This window comes from Hydrogenophaga sp., assembly GCF_025699295.1.
Classification (GTDB): domain Bacteria; phylum Pseudomonadota; class Gammaproteobacteria; order Burkholderiales; family Burkholderiaceae_C; genus Hydrogenophaga.
Genome location: NZ_JAILWB010000004.1, coordinates 1 through 14396 on the forward strand (window position 1 = coordinate 1; position 14396 = coordinate 14396).

The 14396-nt window shown below is 68.1% G+C and carries 14 protein-coding genes; 6 read left to right on the forward strand and 8 right to left on the reverse strand.

What is annotated here, in order from left to right:
- Positions 1 to 92: 92 nt before the first annotated feature.
- A complete protein-coding gene (locus K5880_RS04545; protein ID WP_297649253.1) occupies positions 93 to 980 on the forward strand; it encodes an alpha/beta hydrolase in 888 nt (295 codons plus the stop codon).
- A 76-nt stretch (positions 981 to 1056) separates the two neighbouring features.
- On the opposite strand, the gene K5880_RS04550 is transcribed toward K5880_RS04545, so the two are convergent.
- Positions 1057 to 2034: a GMP reductase gene (locus K5880_RS04550; RefSeq protein ID WP_297649255.1), complete on the reverse strand. Its 978-nt coding sequence runs from the start codon at positions 2032 to 2034 to the stop codon at positions 1057 to 1059.
- A 237-nt stretch (positions 2035 to 2271) separates the two neighbouring features.
- On the opposite strand from K5880_RS04550, the gene K5880_RS04555 reads away from it, so the two are divergent.
- Positions 2272 to 4734, forward strand: a complete 2463-nt coding sequence (locus K5880_RS04555; protein ID WP_297649257.1) for a UvrD-helicase domain-containing protein — start codon at positions 2272 to 2274, stop codon at positions 4732 to 4734.
- Between the two features lie 3 nt (positions 4735 to 4737).
- On the opposite strand, the gene K5880_RS04560 is transcribed toward K5880_RS04555, so the two are convergent.
- The 3 genes from K5880_RS04560 to K5880_RS04570 all read right to left on the reverse strand — a co-directional run bounded on the left by K5880_RS04560 (position 4738) and on the right by K5880_RS04570 (position 8795).
- Positions 4738 to 6891 carry a PhoX family phosphatase gene (locus tag K5880_RS04560; protein WP_297649259.1) on the reverse strand — a complete coding sequence of 718 codons (2154 nt, stop codon included), beginning with the start codon at positions 6889 to 6891 and terminating at the stop codon, positions 4738 to 4740.
- Positions 6892 to 6968: 77 nt separating this feature from the next.
- Positions 6969 to 8426: an FAD-dependent oxidoreductase gene (locus tag K5880_RS04565; protein ID WP_297649261.1), complete on the reverse strand. Its 1458-nt coding sequence runs from the start codon at positions 8424 to 8426 to the stop codon at positions 6969 to 6971.
- A gap of 60 nt (positions 8427 to 8486) precedes the next feature.
- Positions 8487 to 8795, reverse strand: coding sequence for a metalloregulator ArsR/SmtB family transcription factor (locus K5880_RS04570; RefSeq protein WP_297649263.1), 309 nt, complete (start codon positions 8793 to 8795; stop codon positions 8487 to 8489).
- Between the two features lie 313 nt (positions 8796 to 9108).
- On the opposite strand from K5880_RS04570, the gene K5880_RS04575 reads away from it, so the two are divergent.
- Both K5880_RS04575 and K5880_RS04580 read left to right on the forward strand, forming a co-directional pair.
- The gene (locus K5880_RS04575; protein ID WP_297649265.1) at positions 9109 to 9606 is read left to right on the forward strand and encodes a hypothetical protein; all 498 of its coding nucleotides are present in this window, start codon (positions 9109 to 9111) and stop codon (positions 9604 to 9606) included.
- An 8-nt stretch (positions 9607 to 9614) separates the two neighbouring features.
- A complete protein-coding gene (locus K5880_RS04580; protein ID WP_297649267.1) occupies positions 9615 to 10235 on the forward strand; it encodes a hypothetical protein in 621 nt (206 codons plus the stop codon).
- Positions 10236 to 10261: 26 nt separating this feature from the next.
- Here K5880_RS04580 and K5880_RS04585 read toward each other — a convergent pair whose 3' ends face one another.
- A complete protein-coding gene (locus K5880_RS04585) occupies positions 10262 to 10450 on the reverse strand; it encodes a hypothetical protein (protein ID WP_297649269.1) in 189 nt (62 codons plus the stop codon).
- A gap of 219 nt (positions 10451 to 10669) precedes the next feature.
- Between K5880_RS04585 and K5880_RS04590 the strand changes: the two genes are divergently transcribed.
- Entirely contained in the window at positions 10670 to 11260 is a 591-nt protein-coding gene (locus K5880_RS04590; RefSeq protein WP_297649271.1) for a sigma-70 family RNA polymerase sigma factor, read from the forward strand.
- On the opposite strand, the gene K5880_RS04595 is transcribed toward K5880_RS04590, so the two are convergent.
- The 3 genes from K5880_RS04595 to K5880_RS04605 form a co-directional block, all read right to left on the reverse strand.
- A complete protein-coding gene (locus K5880_RS04595) occupies positions 11224 to 11574 on the reverse strand; it encodes an EthD family reductase (protein WP_297649273.1) in 351 nt (116 codons plus the stop codon). The two genes, K5880_RS04590 and K5880_RS04595, sit on opposite strands and share 37 nt — an antisense overlap.
- Positions 11568 to 12269, reverse strand: a complete 702-nt coding sequence (locus K5880_RS04600; RefSeq protein ID WP_297649275.1) for a glutathione S-transferase family protein — start codon at positions 12267 to 12269, stop codon at positions 11568 to 11570. The genes K5880_RS04595 and K5880_RS04600 overlap by 7 nt, the downstream gene beginning before the upstream one ends.
- A gap of 76 nt (positions 12270 to 12345) precedes the next feature.
- Complete coding sequence (locus K5880_RS04605; RefSeq protein WP_297649277.1) at positions 12346 to 13344, reverse strand: AraC family transcriptional regulator; 999 nt, start codon at positions 13342 to 13344, stop codon at positions 12346 to 12348.
- Between the two features lie 205 nt (positions 13345 to 13549).
- On the opposite strand from K5880_RS04605, the gene K5880_RS04610 reads away from it, so the two are divergent.
- Positions 13550 to 14377: a class I SAM-dependent methyltransferase gene (locus K5880_RS04610; RefSeq protein WP_297649279.1), complete on the forward strand. Its 828-nt coding sequence runs from the start codon at positions 13550 to 13552 to the stop codon at positions 14375 to 14377.
- Positions 14378 to 14396 lie beyond the last annotated feature (19 nt).

The following is a 14396-nucleotide window of genomic DNA, read 5'->3' on the forward strand; positions in this document are numbered from 1 at the left end:
GCGTGGAATCTGAACTCCGTATACAGAATACAGGTAATACCCCCGTCGGTGTTGGCCGCAGATCGAAAGACCCCATGACACAATGCGCCACCATGAAAAGCTCTCCCCGCTTCGACCCTGCCTGGCTTGAGCGCGAGTACAACAACCGCGCCCGTGTGCCCGAGCACCCCGTGCATTTCGAGCGCTGGGCGCGGGACTCCGCGGTGGCGCGCCAGAGCGGCCGCGCCCTGATCGACGTGAGCTACGGACACGGCGCGGGCGAGACGCTGGACGTCTTTCCCGCGCAGCGCAAGCCGGGCTCGCCGCCCGCGCCGGTGCTGGTGTTCATTCATGGCGGCTGGTGGCGCAGCCTGGACAAGTCCGACCACTCGTTCATCGCGCCGCCGTTCGTGCAGCGCGGTGCCTGCGTGGTGGTACCCAACTACGCACTGTGCCCGGCGGTGACCATTCCCCAGATCACGCTGCAGATGGTGCAGGCCCTGGCCTGGGTGGTCCGCCACATCGGCGCGCACGGCGGCGACCCGGACCGCATCACGGTGGTGGGGCATTCGGCCGGCGGCCACCTGGCGGCCATGATGCTGGCCTGCGACTGGACGCGCGTGGGCGACGACCTGCCGGTGTCCCTGGTGAAGAACGCGCTGGCCATGTCGGGCCTGTTCGACCTCGAACCCGTCATGCACACGCCGTCGGTGCAGGCATCACTGCATCTCACGCCGCAACAGGTGGCCATGGCGAGTCCGGCGCGTCTGCCTGCGCCGCCTGTGCGCCCGCAAGGCCGGGGCCAGCTCAGCGCCGTGGTGGGTGCGCTGGAGAGCGACGAGTTCCTGCGCCACAACCGCCTGATCCAGCAGGCCTGGGGCGAGGGGGTGGTGCCGGTGTGCGAGGAACTGAAGGGACTCAACCACTTCAGCATCGTGGACGCGCTGGCCGATCCGAAGCAGCGCTTGCACAGGATGGTGCGTGGGTTGCTCGGGGTCTGAGGTTTTTCTCTCCTGCTGTACCGGCCACCCCGGGCCCGCGAGGTGGTGGCGCGAAATACCCAAGACCCGAGGGACGTTACATCAACAGATGCTCACCCGCGTTGTCCCCGCCCAGGATCACGTAGTTCACCTTGCGGATGTCCATCAGCTTCGTTCCGCCCGCATAGCTGATCGAGCTTTGCACGTCCTGCTCCATCTCCACCAGCGTGCCCGCCAGCGTGCCCTTGATCGGCTCCAGGATGCGCTTGCCCTCCACGTGCTTGTACTCACCCTTGTTGAAGTCGCTGGCCGAGCCGTAGTACTCCTTGTAGAGCGCACCGTCGACCTCGACCGTCTTGCCGGGCGATTCCTCGTGCCCCGCGAACAGGGAACCGATCATCACCATCGACGCACCAAAGCGCACGCTCTTGGCGATGTCGCCGTGGCTGCGGATGCCGCCGTCGGCAATGATGGGCTTGGTCGCCACGCGCGCGCACCACTTGAGCGCGCTGAGCTGCCAGCCGCCGGTGCCGAAACCGGTCTTGAGCTTGGTGATGCAGACCTTGCCCGGGCCCACGCCGACCTTGGTCGCGTCCGCACCCCAGTTCTCCAGGTCGATCACTGCCTCGGGCGTGGCCACGTTCCCTGCGATCACGAAAGACATGGGCAGCTTGTTCTTGAGGTAGCCGATCATGTTCTTCACGCTGTCGGCGTGACCGTGCGCAATGTCGATGGTGATGTATTCGGGCGCCAGGCCCTCGGCCACCAGCTGATCCACCGTGGCGTAGTCGGGTGTCTTCACACCCAGTGAGATGGAGGCGAACGCGTCGGCTGCGCGCATGTCGCGCACGAACTGCACGTTGTCCAGGTCGAAGCGGTGCATGACATAGAAGTAGCCGTTGCGCGCCAGCCAGGCGCAGATGGACTCGTCCACCACCGTTTTCATGTTGGCCGGCACCACCGGCAGGCGGAATTTGCGCCCGCCGAGTTCCACGCTGGCGTCGCATTCCGATCGGCTTTCCACGCGGCACTTGCGTGGCAGCAGCAGGACGTTGTCGTAGTCGAAGATTTCCATTTTGAGAACCAGGCTCCAGAAAGGTCGTTGAGGAACGAAGAGAGCGCTTGGTCTGGCCGGTCGTGCTGGCGGTGGAGCGCCAACAAAAAACCGGGCGCAAGAAGCTTGGGCCCGGTGCCCGATTGTAGGCGCCCCGGGCGCGGAAGGGTTTCCGGCGTACCTGGCCCTTTGAGTATGAGGTGTATACGGGAGTCTGTATGTGCAACCGTGGGCCGGTGCGCTTCCTACAATCGCTGCATGCTGTTTGAAGACCCCGTTGCCCCGTCCCCGCTGCTCGCGGGCCTCAATGCCGAGCAGGCTGCCGCCGTGGCGCTGCCGCCCGAGCATGCGCTCATCCTGGCGGGCGCCGGTTCGGGCAAGACGCGGGTGCTCACCACGCGCATCGCCTGGCTGCTGCAGACCGGGCAGGTCACGCCCGGTGGCATCCTGGCCGTCACCTTCACCAACAAGGCGGCCAGGGAAATGATGACGCGCCTGTCGGCCATGCTGCCGGTGAACGTGCGCGGCATGTGGATCGGCACCTTCCACGGCCTGTGCAACCGATTTCTGCGCGCGCACCACAAGCTGGCCAACCTGCCCGCCACTTTCCAGATCCTGGACACGCAGGACCAGCTCTCGGCCATCAAGCGCCTGTGCAAGCAGTTCAACGTGGACGACGAGCGCTACCCCCCGAAACAGGTGCAGTACTTCATCAGCGGCTGCAAGGAAGACGGCCAGCGCCCGCGCGACGTGGTCGCGCGCGACGCGGAAACGCTCAAGAAGGTCGAGCTCTATGCGCTCTACGAAGAGCAGTGCCAGCGCGAGGGCGTGGTGGACTTCGGTGAACTCATGCTGCGCAGCTACGAGGTGCTGCGCGACAACGACCCGGTGCGCGAGCACTACCAGCGGCGCTTCCGCCACATCCTGATCGACGAGTTCCAGGACACCAACCGCCTGCAGTACGCCTGGATCAAGATGTTCAGCACGCCGCCACTCGAAGGCCTGCCGGCTTCGGGCAATGCGGTGTTCGCCGTGGGCGACGACGACCAGAGCATCTACGCCTTTCGCGGCGCGCGCGTGGGCAACATGGCCGACTTCGTGCGCGAGTTCAACGTGCGCCACCAGATCAAGCTGGAACAGAACTACCGCAGCGCCAGCAACATCCTCGACTCGGCCAACCAGCTCATCAGCCACAACACGAGTCGCCTGGGCAAGAACCTGCGCACCGACGAGGGCGCGGGCGAGCCGGTGCGCGTGTTCGAAGCCACCAGCGACTTCGCCGAGGCGCAGTGGATGGTCGACGAGATGAAGCAGCTCGCGCGCGAGGACGTGCCGCGCAGCGAAATGGCCGTGCTCTACCGCAGCAACGCGCAAAGCCGCGTGGTGGAAACCGCGCTGTTCAACGCCGGCATGCCCTACCGCGTGTACGGTGGCCTGCGCTTCTTCGAACGCGCCGAGATCAAGCACGCGCTGGCCTACCTGCGCCTGCTGGAGAACCCGCACGACGACACCAGCTTCCTGCGCGTGGTGAACTTCCCGCCGCGCGGCATCGGCGCGCGCAGCATCGAACAGCTGCAGGACGTGGCGCGCGCCTCGGGCTGCTCGCTGCACGACGCGGTGAGCGCGGTCACCGGCCGCGCCGGCGTGGCCATCGGTGCCTTTGTCGCCAAGCTCGACATCGTGCGCGAGCAGACCGAGGGCAGCACGCTGCGCGAGATCATCGAACTGGTGCTCGCGCACAGCGGGCTCGTCGAGCACTACCGCGCCGAGCGCGAAGGGCAGGACCGGGTGGAGAACCTGGAGGAACTGGTGAACGCGGCCGAGAGCTTCGTGAGCATCGAAGGCTTCGGCCGCGATGCGGTGGCGCTGCCGGTGGACGAGCTGGGCAAGCCGCTGACACAAAGCCCGGCGAGCCAGGGGCTGGATCCTTCGAAGGAACCCGCATCCGTTCGGTCTGAGCTTGTCGAAGACCCCGCAAGCCCTTCGACGAGCTCAGGGCGAACGGATTTTGTGGAGCCTGAAACCGGCGAAACCCTCAGCCCGCTCGCCGCCTTCCTCACGCACGCCGCGCTCGAGTCCGGTGACAACCAGGCCCAGGCCGGGCAGGACGCGGTGCAGCTGATGACGGTGCACGCGGCCAAGGGCCTGGAGTTCGACTGCGTGTTCATCACCGGCATGGAAGAGGGCCTGTTCCCGCACGAGAATTCCATGAGCGACCGCGCCAGCCTCGAAGAAGAGCGCCGCCTGATGTACGTGGCGATCACGCGCGCGCGCAAGCGCCTGTACCTGAGCCATTCGCAGACCCGCATGCTGCACGGGCAGACGCGCTACAACCTCAAGAGCCGCTTCTTCGACGAACTGCCCGAGGCCTGCCTGAAGTGGCTCACACCACAACAACCCGCGTGGAGCGCACCCGGCGGCGGAGGCGGCCAGTGGCAGAACGGGCGGCGCGCCTTCGGTGCACCAGCCGCCTTGCAACCTGCGTGGTCACCGGGCTTCAAGGAACGCGGCGACCCCAAGGGCCTGGGCCAGAACGCGCCCGAGCCCGACCGCGGCACCGACATTCATGCCGGCCTGGCCGTGTTCCACAACAAGTTCGGCGAAGGCAAGGTGCTGGCGGTGGAGGGCGCGGGCGACGACGCCCGCGCGCAGGTCAGCTTCACGCGCCACGGAACCAAGTGGCTGGCGCTCAGCGTGGCCAAGCTCACGCCGATCACCTGACCCTCAGGTGCCGATCACGCCACCATCGTTTTTCGTGATGACGATGGTCGCCGAGCGCGGGCGCTTGCCGGCGCCGTAGCCGGCGTTCGACGGCCACTGGCTCTCGTACTTCGACGGGTCGTTCACGTCGCTCATTTTCGTGTTTTCGCCCGCGTGCTGGATGTTCACGAAGATCGCGCGACCGTCGGGTGTTTCGGTGATGCCGGTGATCTCGGCCCCTTTCGGACCGACGAGGAAGCGCTTGAGCGTGGCTGCGGTCTGCGGCCTGCCCACGTGCGTGGTCACCTTCTTGTCGCCATAGGACAGCGTCCTGCTGGCGCCGTCGCCGCGCTGGCCGGGCAGGGCGGCGAGCAGCATGCAGTTGGTCGTGTCGGTGTAGGCGCCGTCGTCGGTCTGGATCCAGCACACGCCGGTGGCCTGGCTGAACACCAGGCCGTCGGGCGAGGACAGGTCGTTCCCGTCGCTCAGATTCGACAGGTTCACCGTGGTCTTGTCGGCGTCGGCCTGCGCGGCGAACAGGTAGATGTCCCACAGGAAGGCCGCGTCGGCGGGCTGCTTCTCGGCCAGGCGAACGATGTGCCCGTTGACGTTGCCCTTCTGCTCCTTGCTGCCCTTCATGTCGACGTAGGCGCGCGGGTTGGCGGCGTCGGTGGTGGCAGGCGTGCGCGCGCTGTTGTTGGTGAGCGTGATGTAGACCTCACCGTTCTTCGGGTTCACGCCGCCCCATTCCGGGCGGTCCATCTTCGTGGCGCCCACGGCATCGGCGGCCAGGCGGGTAAAGACCGCGATGTCGGCCTCGTTCCTGAACTCGAAGTACGAGCTGCCGGCAATCACCGGGTTGTTCATGGACAGTTCCAGCCACTCGCCGCTGCCGTCGGCCTTGAAGCGCGCCACGTACAGCGTGCCTTTGTCGAGGTACTTGTCGCCGGCGGCCAGGCGGTTGGCCGGGCGGGCGTCGGCCGGATCCCACTTCGCGGTCGAGACGAACTTGTAGATGTACTCGCCGCGCGCGTCGTCGCCCATGTAGGCCACTACCGGCTGGCCGGCCACCGCACGCGCGAAGGTCGCGTTCTCGTGACCCAGGCGGCCCAGCGCCGTGCGCTTGCGCAGGGCCTGTGACTTGTCGTAGGGGTCGATCTCGACGATGTAACCGAAGGTGTTCATCTCGTTGCGAAAGTCGTCCTTCGCGCTGGTGCCCACAGCGCTGTTGTTCCAGCGCGCGTAGGTGTCGGCCGTGCCGCCGCTTTCCCAGCCGTGGCGGCTGGCCGCGCCGGCCTTGCGGCCGTAGCGGTTGAGGGCCTGCACCTGTTTGTCCTTCTTGCGTGCGTCATCGTCCTTCGCGTCGCGGAAGAAGTAGCCGAACCAGTTCTCTTCGCCCGAGATGAAGGTGCCCCAGGGCGTGCGGCCGGTGCCGCAGTTGTTGAGCGTGCCGCGCGCCTGTGTGCCGTCGGGGCTGTACTTCGTCATCAGGTGCTCGCTGCCACGCGCCGGACCGTGAATGGCCACGGGCGTCATCGTGGTGATGCGGCGGTTGAAGGCAGAGCCCGGTTTCGTGGCCCAGGCCTTGCCATCCGTCTGCACCTCCACCACCGAAATGCCGTGGATCATGAGTTCCTTGTCGATCTCGGCCGCGGGGCGGGGCAGGGAGGCCGTGCCGCCGTTGGCGTGGATGAAGAAGGAACTGAGCTTCTCGTCGGTGGTGGCCTCGTGGTTCATGGCCAGCAGCCCGCGTGAGGCGAAGCTGTCGGAGGGTTGGCCGGCCGCGTCCATGCCGAACCACTCGATGCCGTCGTGGTGGTCACCCGCGCGGTTGCCGTAGTCCACGTCGGTGCCGTCGTTGCTGAAAGCCGGCGTGGCGGCGGTGAGCGGGTCGCCCAGGGCGTAGATCACGCGCGCTGTGTAGCCCGCCGGCACGGTGACTTGGTCAGCCAGGGTCCTGGCCACAGGTGCGAAGCCAAGCGCGCTGACCGGGGCGGCAGGGCCCGCCATGGTGGCGCAACCACCGAGGGCTGCAGCACCTCCGAGAGCGGCACTGCCGCGCAGCAGACCGCGCCGGCTCAGGCGCGCGTCGAGCACGCTGTCGAAGCCCGGGTTGGGGCTGGTGTTGGAGTCTTCGTCGTTGAACCGGGCGCTGGGGCGGATGTTGTCGTGGGGCATGGCAATGACCGTGGGTGGATGAATCACCGCGGATCATCTGCAGGCTGTGTGAAAAGCCGGTGACAGGCCGGACCCGTTCACCCGCAACAGCCTGTGGATGACTTCGCCGGTGTTGCGGCTACATCGGGTGGCGCTATCGCCACCTTCGCGCCACACCCGCAACCTGTCTTGCCCTCGGCCTTGCTCGACTCGTCGAGCGCGCAGCAGGCGCTGCTGTCGGCCTGGGCCGGCCCGCCGCAGCAGGCCGCGTCGGAGACCGCGGGCGCGGAGGTCGCGAAGTCCACCGAGCACACACCGGTCTGCGGCAGTTCGAGCCGCACGTCGTCGGCCGCGCGCCAGTCGCCCGCGAGCGCGGCCACCACCGAGCGCGCCTGTTCGTAGCCGGTGGCCAGCAGGAAGTTGGGTGCGCGGCCGTAGCTTTTGGCGCCGATCGCGTAGAAGCCCGGTTCCGGGTGCGCCAGCTCGCGGTGTCCGTGCGGGCGCACCGTGCCGCAGCTGTGCACGTTGGGGTCGATCAGGGGAGCCAGCGCGTCGGTGCTCTCCAGCCACGGGTCCAGCCGCAGGCGCAGTTCCCGCGCGATGCCGAGGTCGGGCCGGGCACCGGTGGCGGCGATGATCTCGTCGATGCCTTCGATCGCGGCCTTGCTGGCGTCCACCGCGAAGACACTCAAACCCTGGGGGCCTGCGACCACCTCGCGGATGCCGAAGCCCAGGTGCAGCTCCAGCCGCCCCTGTTCGACCAGGGTGCGCATGCGCACGCCCAGTTCACCGCGAGCGGGCAGTCCATCGTTCTCGCCGCCACCGAAGAGCCTGCGCAGGTCCTTGCCCCGCACCGCCCAGGCCACGCGGGTGCCGGGCTCCTGCTCGGCGAGGGTGGCCAGGGCCAGCAGGTTGCCCGCGGCCGAATGGCCGGCACCCACCACCAGCACCTTGCGCCCGGCGTAGCGGCTGCGCTGCGTGCCCAGCACATCGGGCATGCCGTGCACGATGTGCGTGCGCGTCCCCGCCTCGCCCGGCACGGGCAGACCGTGCACGCCCAGCGGGTTCGGCTGCGACCAGGTGCCCGAGGCGTCGATCACCGCGCGGGCCCGCAGTTCGCGCAAGCCTTCGGCGGACTGGACCTGCAGCACGAAGTCGGCGTGTTCGCGGCCCGCGGTCCTTGCCTTGTCGAAGCCGTCGCGCGACACGGCCATCACACGCGTACCGAACCGGATGTGCGGTGCCAGGGCCGGGGTGCGCGCCAGCGGGGCCAGGTAGTGGTCCACCAGTTCGCCCGCCGTCGGCAGGGCGTCGGCGTCGGGTGCCACCCAGCCCGCTGCATCCAGCAGCGCGCGCGCCGCGCGGTCGACGTTGTAGCGCCAGGGCGAGAACAGCCGCACATGCCGGTAGCTGCCCAGGTGGGCGGCCACGCTGTCGCCCGCTTCCAGCACGACGACGGGCAGGCCGCGCTGCAGCAGATGGGCCGCCGCGGCCAGGCCGACCGGGCCGGCGCCGATGACAGCCACCGGGGATGGGGAGATGGGTGAAACGGCCATGATGTAGCTCCTTCGTATTTCGTCGATGAACGAATTAATGAACCCGGAAAATCGCTCCGCTCAGAGCGCCTCGACCAGCCGTTTGAGCACGGCGACACGATCCGGGTTGACGCAGTAGCAGGTGCGCTGCTCCTCGGCCGAACCCAGCACCAACCCCGCGTCCTTGAGCACCTTGACGTGTTGCGAGGTGGTGGACGGTGCCAGTTCCACCACATCCGACAGGTTGCCGAAGTAGCAGGTGCCGTGATGCGCCAGATGCTGCAGCAGGCGGATGCGCGCCGGGTGCGCCAGTGCCTTGAGCAGCAGGGCGAGTTCTTCGGCGTCGAGCTCTTTGTCAACCGTCGACGGCGCGCAGCGGGTCTTGACCATGTGGTTTGTTCGTAATTCGTAGAATTGCGAAGGAATATAGCGAGACCCAGCCAATGCGTCAAGCCGAGCCCTTGCGGGGCAGTGGTGATGCAGCCGGGTCGGAGTGCGCGTCATGGGGTGTCCTGTGGCGGTGGCGGAAGCAGAGTGTTCACAGGGATAGACGCACGACGCGGGCCGAGGTGGCAGGCCGTGTGACCGCATGGGCTTCTGCCACCCTGGGCGTGCGGGGGCGTCTTTCCCTGCGCAGGTCGATGCACCTGCGCGCAAGCCCGGCCGGCCGTGCCGGGTGCCCATCCCTCATCTGGAGCACACCATGAAAACAACAAGGCAGTTCGCCCTTGCCATCACCATTGCCGCGGGCCTCGCGGTTTGCGGGGTGCTGGCGCAGACACCCAAGGCGCCCCCGGCACCCGAACGCCCGCGCGACGCCGTAGCACTGGGGCGCTACTTGGTGCAGACCACCGGCTGCAACGACTGCCACACGCCGGGCTACATGGCGTCGGCCGGCCGTGTGGCCGAGACGCAGTGGCTGACCGGTGACAGCCTGGGCTGGAGAGGCCCCTGGGGCACCACCTACGCCACCAACCTGCGGCTCTACTTTGCCCGCATCACCGAAGCGCAGTGGCTCGCCCATGCCCGCGCCATGGAGCCACGGCCACCCATGCCGTGGTTCAATCTGCGCGCCATGTCCGACACCGATCTGAGCGCCATCTACCGCTACATCCAGGCCGCGGGGCCGGCCGGCGAACCCGCGCCCGCCTGGCTGCCGCCGGGCAAGACGCCGGCCGGTCCCTTTGTGCAGTTCCCGTGAGGCCCCGCATGACCATCCCATGGCATCCCAAATCCGTCGACAGCGCGCGCAGTGGCGTCGAGGTGCTGCCGGACGGCCGCCTGCGCTGCTGGATCGAGCACGACACCCTGCGGGGCGTCACACCGCCCATGCTCGACTGGTGGTTCCGCCACCTTGAGGGCGAGATGGACTTCGAAGGCCAGCGCCTGTCGCGTTACCACGTGTGGCACCCCCGGGACCATGTCCAGGTCTCGTACACGCGGCGCCTGGCCGACGGCAGTGTCGGCGTGGGTGCGCAGCTGCACATCGTCGAGGTGTTCGGCGGCAACCCCCGCCACCGGGTAGACGCGCTCAGCGACATCGTGCGGCTTGACGAACAGGGCTTCGGGCACCGGCCGCGCTGGCACGGCCTGCGGGTAGCCGCCATGGACTACCGCTTCGAGCCGGTGGCGGGCGGTACACGCTACGTCAACAGCCTGACGGTGGGCTTTGCCTCGCCCTGGGCCCGGCCGCTCAACGCCCTGATGCGCCGCTTCGTCTTCGATGCCGAACGAGCCCGGGCCTGGATCCGCCACAATGTCGAGGAAGTCGGGCAGTTCGAGCGCTTTCTGCCCGCACTCTTTGCGAGCGAAGCCGATCCGCGCCCATGAACATCACCGGGTCGCGCGGTGAGGGTTCAGAAGGGGAGCTTTGGCCAGCCACGCCGAAGCCAGGCCTCATGCCGGCGGCAGCGCCAGGCCACCAGCCGGTCCATCAGCTCGTCGAACCAGCGGGTGAGGCGGGCCACCGGGCTGGTGCCGCGTGTGCGGATGACGGTGGCGCAGCAGGGCAGGCTGCTGCGCGCCGGGGCGTGGGAACGGGACATGGCTTTCTCCTGGTGAGGTTGGGTCGGAAGGGTCACGCCAGCACAGACGCGCCGGCGCGCCGGAAGTCGCATTTTTTGCCACCCTGGGCGCCCGCGGACGTCTTTGCGTCACCCGCTTGTCTGCGCTGGCGCCACAATCGCGCCTGTTGCTCCCTGCCAGTCAGCCGTGCGCGCGCGCCGTCGATGCGCACCGCGCCCCGTTTCTCCGGAGAACCACCCATGACCGAATCAGAACGCCAGGTGGCCGAGCTGTACGCCGAGTTGCGGCACGCGCTGCTGGCCTTTCTGCGCAAGCACACGGGTGACGCCCAGGTCGCGGAAGACCTGTTGCACGATGTCGTCATCAAGGCGCTGGCGGCCGCGCGCGACGAGGCTCGGGCGCCACAGAACATGACCGGCTGGCTGTACGCGGTGGCGCGCAACGCCGCCATGGACCACCACCGGCGGCACCGCCCGACCGATGAACTGCCCGACGAACTGGCCGACGCGGAGCCGGACGAAGACGACGCGGCGGTGATCGAACTCGCCAGTTGCCTGCGCACCGTGGCCGGGCGCCTGCCTGGCACCTACCGCGACACTGTCATCGCCGCGGATCTTGATGGCCTGCCGCTGCAGAAGGTGGCCGAGCAGCAAGGCCTGTCGCTGTCGGCGGTGAAGACGCGGGCCAGCCGCGGTCGCCGCCTGCTGCGCGAGGAGTTCGTGCAGTGCTGCCGGGTGGCGCTCTCCCGGCAAGGGCAGGTGCTGGACTACGACAGCGTGGAAGTCGCCAAGTGTCAGCCGGCCGGTCCGAATTGCCAGGAAGCTGGTTGATGTGAACTGACCTGCGCGATGCGCATCTCGGGGCGGATGTTGGTGTAGTTCACCAGATCCGTCCGCAGCGCATCCCCTGCGGCGGCAAGCGCTGCCTGGGCGCGGGACATGTCCGGAAAATAGACGCTGGTGGCCGCCACGACCTGTCCGCTTTTCTCGCCCTGCGGCCACTGCACCTGCTCGGATTCCAGCCGGACGTGGCCAAAGCCCTTCACAGCGTCGAGCGTGATCTTCATGTGCTTTGTGGCGTAGTAGGCGTGGTCGAACGTTGCGCCTTCGAACCATCGGTACTGCGCGGTGATCTTGGTCAGCATGCGCCTTCTCCGGTCAGGGCCATCGCGCTGCGGGTCTGTGCATGCCCGAACGCGTCCGTGAAGATGGCGTGCGTCTGCGCGTAGGCGGGCCTGGCCTTCATGGTGCTCAGCCAGCGCCGCAGGTTGGGCCAGGGTGCGAAGTCCATGCCCGCGGCCTCGCCAACGGTGACGATGCCCAGCCCCAGGTAGTCAGCCAGGGTGATGCGCTCGCTCAGCACGAAGCGCCTGTCGGGGCCGATCATCGAGGCGTCGAGGATCGAGAGCAGGCGCTCTGCGCGCGGCCGCGCCCACGCCAGCCCGTCCGCCTGCGCCTGGGCACCGGGACGACCGTGGTTCGGGAACAGCTGCGGGTAGGCGAATCCGTAGGCCAGCTCGCGCGACAGACCGGTGTTGAACCAGTCCATCGCTTCATTCACCCGTGCGCGTTTCTGCATGTCGGCCGGGTAGGCGTCCGACTTTGCGAGGTCCGCGAGGTACTTCAGGATGGCAGACGACTCGGTCAGCCGAAAACTGCCGTGCTCCAGCACGGGGACCGCCTGGTTCGGATTGATCGCCGTGAATGCCGGGCCGTGCTGCTCGCCGGAGAACAGATCGACCACCCGGTGGTCGATCCGCAGGTGGTGCTCCGCGACAAACATCATCACCGGACGGCTCGACGTGGATATGGGGTGGTGGTACAGGCGAAGGGATGACATGGGTGGTGGCTCCAGGGGGCGGTCCGCACGAACGGGACGCTCACCCATGACGCTTTGCCGGCCCGAAAGTGGCAAATCACCCAGTCTGCGCGCGCCGCCACGCGGCGGGTGGCTGGCCCACCAGGCGTTTGAAGGCGCGCGCGAACGCAGCTTCGGAGTCGTAGCCCACTTCCTGCGCGACGGCGGCCACCTTGGCGTTGCCCTTGCGCAGCAGGCCCGCGCCCAGCTGCATGCGCCAGTTCGTCAGGTACTGCATCGGCGCCTGCCCGGTCAGTTCGACGAAGCGCTCGTGCAGGGCCGAGCGCGAGAGCCCGACCTGCCGCCCCAGTTCCTCCACGCTCCAGGGCTCTGACGGACGCTCGTGCATCAGGGCAATGGCCTGGCCGACATGCCGGTCCCGCAGCGCGCCCAGCCACCCGACCGCGCCCGGTGGCAGCGATTCGAGGTAGCGCCGCGCCGCATCGACGAACACGAATTCGCTCGCACGCTCCAGGACGGCGGCACTGCCCGCGCGGCGCTCGCGCGATTCGGCCACGGCCTGGTCGAGCAGCTGTGTCGTCCAGGGCCCCAGGGCGCCGGCGCGCAGGTGCAGCTGCGGTGGCAAGGCGTTGATCAGCGGGTTGAAGGGTTTCATGTCACAGGCCACGAAGCCGCACACGATGACGGAGCGGGCGTCATCGGCGGGGCCGGGCAGGCCGGGGCGCAGCACACCGCGGTGGTAGGCCACGGCGATCGGCTTGGGGTCGTTGCGTGTGTCATAGCGCCAGCTGCTCTCATCGGCGATCGCATGCATGCCCGGCGCGCTGGAGATCACATGGCCGTCACCGCGCGGGAACATCACGATGTCGCCCGTGGCCAGCCGCACCGGCGCCTGACCGTCGGAAGCGGCCCAGCCCTCTCCCCTGGCCATCAGGTGGTAGGCCAGCACGTGGTCGGCGCCCGGCATGAGCGCACCGGCGAGTTGCGGCGACGGGGGCGTCTCCGCCGCCCATTCGCCGTCGAAGCTCACGTAATAAAAGATCGCGCCGCGCAGGCGCACGCTGCGCAGCACATCGGACAAAGGGTCATGGCTCATGGCGGGTGGGGCTTCGTCCGGTGTTTCGGTCAAGCCGCGCGGACGCTCGGCAAAGTCCCGGCGCTCCGCGCCGCCAGAGGCGGACGCGCGAGCAAATATGCCGGACGGAACGTGCAGCGTCAACGGCGCTGGTTTTCGAGAATTCATCCATCGGCACATGCCGTGCCGATGCACATCGAATACCCATCCTCAGGAGCACGACACCATGAACACCGTCATCGACAAGACCACCCCCGACTTCGCCGCCATCAAGCAGCGCCAGCAGGCCACCTGGGCCAGCGGCGACTACGCCGTCATCGGCACCACCCTGCAGATCGTCGGCGAGACGCTCGCCGAGGCCGCCGACGTGCGCGCCGACGAAGCCGTGCTCGACGTGGCCGCCGGCAACGGCAACGCCTCGCTGGCCGCCGCACGCCGCTACGCGAAGGTCACCTCCACCGACTACGTGCAGGCGCTGCTGGACAAGGGCCGCGCCCGCGCACAGGCCGAGCAGTTGTCCATGCAGTACCAGCTCGCCGATGCCGAGGCCTTGCCCTTTGCCGATGCCAGCTTCGATGCGGTGCTCTCCACCTTCGGCGTCATGTTCACGCCCGACCACCAGCGCGCGGCCAGCGAGATGCTGCGCGTGCTGCGCCCTGGTGGCCGCGTCGCTCTGGCGAACTGGACACCCACCGGCTTCATCGGCCGCCTGTTCAAGGTGATCGGTGCCCATGTTCCGCCACCTGCAGGTGTGCAGTCGCCCGCGCTGTGGGGCAGCGAGCCGCACGTGGTCGAGCTGTTCGGTGGCCAGGCCGCGCAGATCGAATGCCAGCGCCGTCACTTCAATTTCCGCTACCGCTCGGCAGCGCACTTCGTGGCCGTGTTCCGCGAGCTGTATGGCCCCACGCACAAGGCTTTCGCGGCGCTCGATGCAGCGGGTGCGCAGTCGCTGGAGCGCGCCATCACGGCCCTGCTCGACGAGTTGAACGTCGCCGGCCCCGACTCGCTGGTGGTGCCCAGCGAGTACCTCGAGATCGTCGTCACCAAACACTGAACCTGCCCCAGGGAAAAAT

Bases quoted from the DNA above. Each gene is read 5' to 3' on its own strand.
- K5880_RS04585 (WP_297649269.1), bottom strand. From the start codon at position 10,450: ATGTCCCGTTCCCACGCCCCGGCGCGCAGCAGCCTGCCCTGCTGCGCC.
- K5880_RS04560 (WP_297649259.1), bottom strand. From the start codon at position 6,891: ATGCCCCACGACAACATCCGCCCCAGCGCCCGGTTCAACGACGAAGAC.
- K5880_RS04610 (WP_297649279.1), top strand. From the start codon at position 13,550: ATGAACACCGTCATCGACAAGACCACCCCCGACTTCGCCGCCATCAAG.
- K5880_RS04550 (WP_297649255.1), bottom strand. From the start codon at position 2,034: ATGGAAATCTTCGACTACGACAACGTCCTGCTGCTGCCACGCAAGTGC.
- K5880_RS04590 (WP_297649271.1), top strand. From the start codon at position 10,670: ATGACCGAATCAGAACGCCAGGTGGCCGAGCTGTACGCCGAGTTGCGG.
- K5880_RS04600 (WP_297649275.1), bottom strand. From the start codon at position 12,269: ATGTCATCCCTTCGCCTGTACCACCACCCCATATCCACGTCGAGCCGT.
- K5880_RS04605 (WP_297649277.1), bottom strand. From the start codon at position 13,344: ATGAGCCATGACCCTTTGTCCGATGTGCTGCGCAGCGTGCGCCTGCGC.
- K5880_RS04565 (WP_297649261.1), bottom strand. From the start codon at position 8,426: ATGGCCGTTTCACCCATCTCCCCATCCCCGGTGGCTGTCATCGGCGCC.
- K5880_RS04555 (WP_297649257.1), top strand. From the start codon at position 2,272: ATGCTGTTTGAAGACCCCGTTGCCCCGTCCCCGCTGCTCGCGGGCCTC.
- K5880_RS04580 (WP_297649267.1), top strand. From the start codon at position 9,615: ATGACCATCCCATGGCATCCCAAATCCGTCGACAGCGCGCGCAGTGGC.
- K5880_RS04545 (WP_297649253.1), top strand. From the start codon at position 93: ATGAAAAGCTCTCCCCGCTTCGACCCTGCCTGGCTTGAGCGCGAGTAC.
- K5880_RS04570 (WP_297649263.1), bottom strand. From the start codon at position 8,795: ATGGTCAAGACCCGCTGCGCGCCGTCGACGGTTGACAAAGAGCTCGAC.
- K5880_RS04575 (WP_297649265.1), top strand. From the start codon at position 9,109: ATGAAAACAACAAGGCAGTTCGCCCTTGCCATCACCATTGCCGCGGGC.
- K5880_RS04595 (WP_297649273.1), bottom strand. From the start codon at position 11,574: ATGCTGACCAAGATCACCGCGCAGTACCGATGGTTCGAAGGCGCAACG.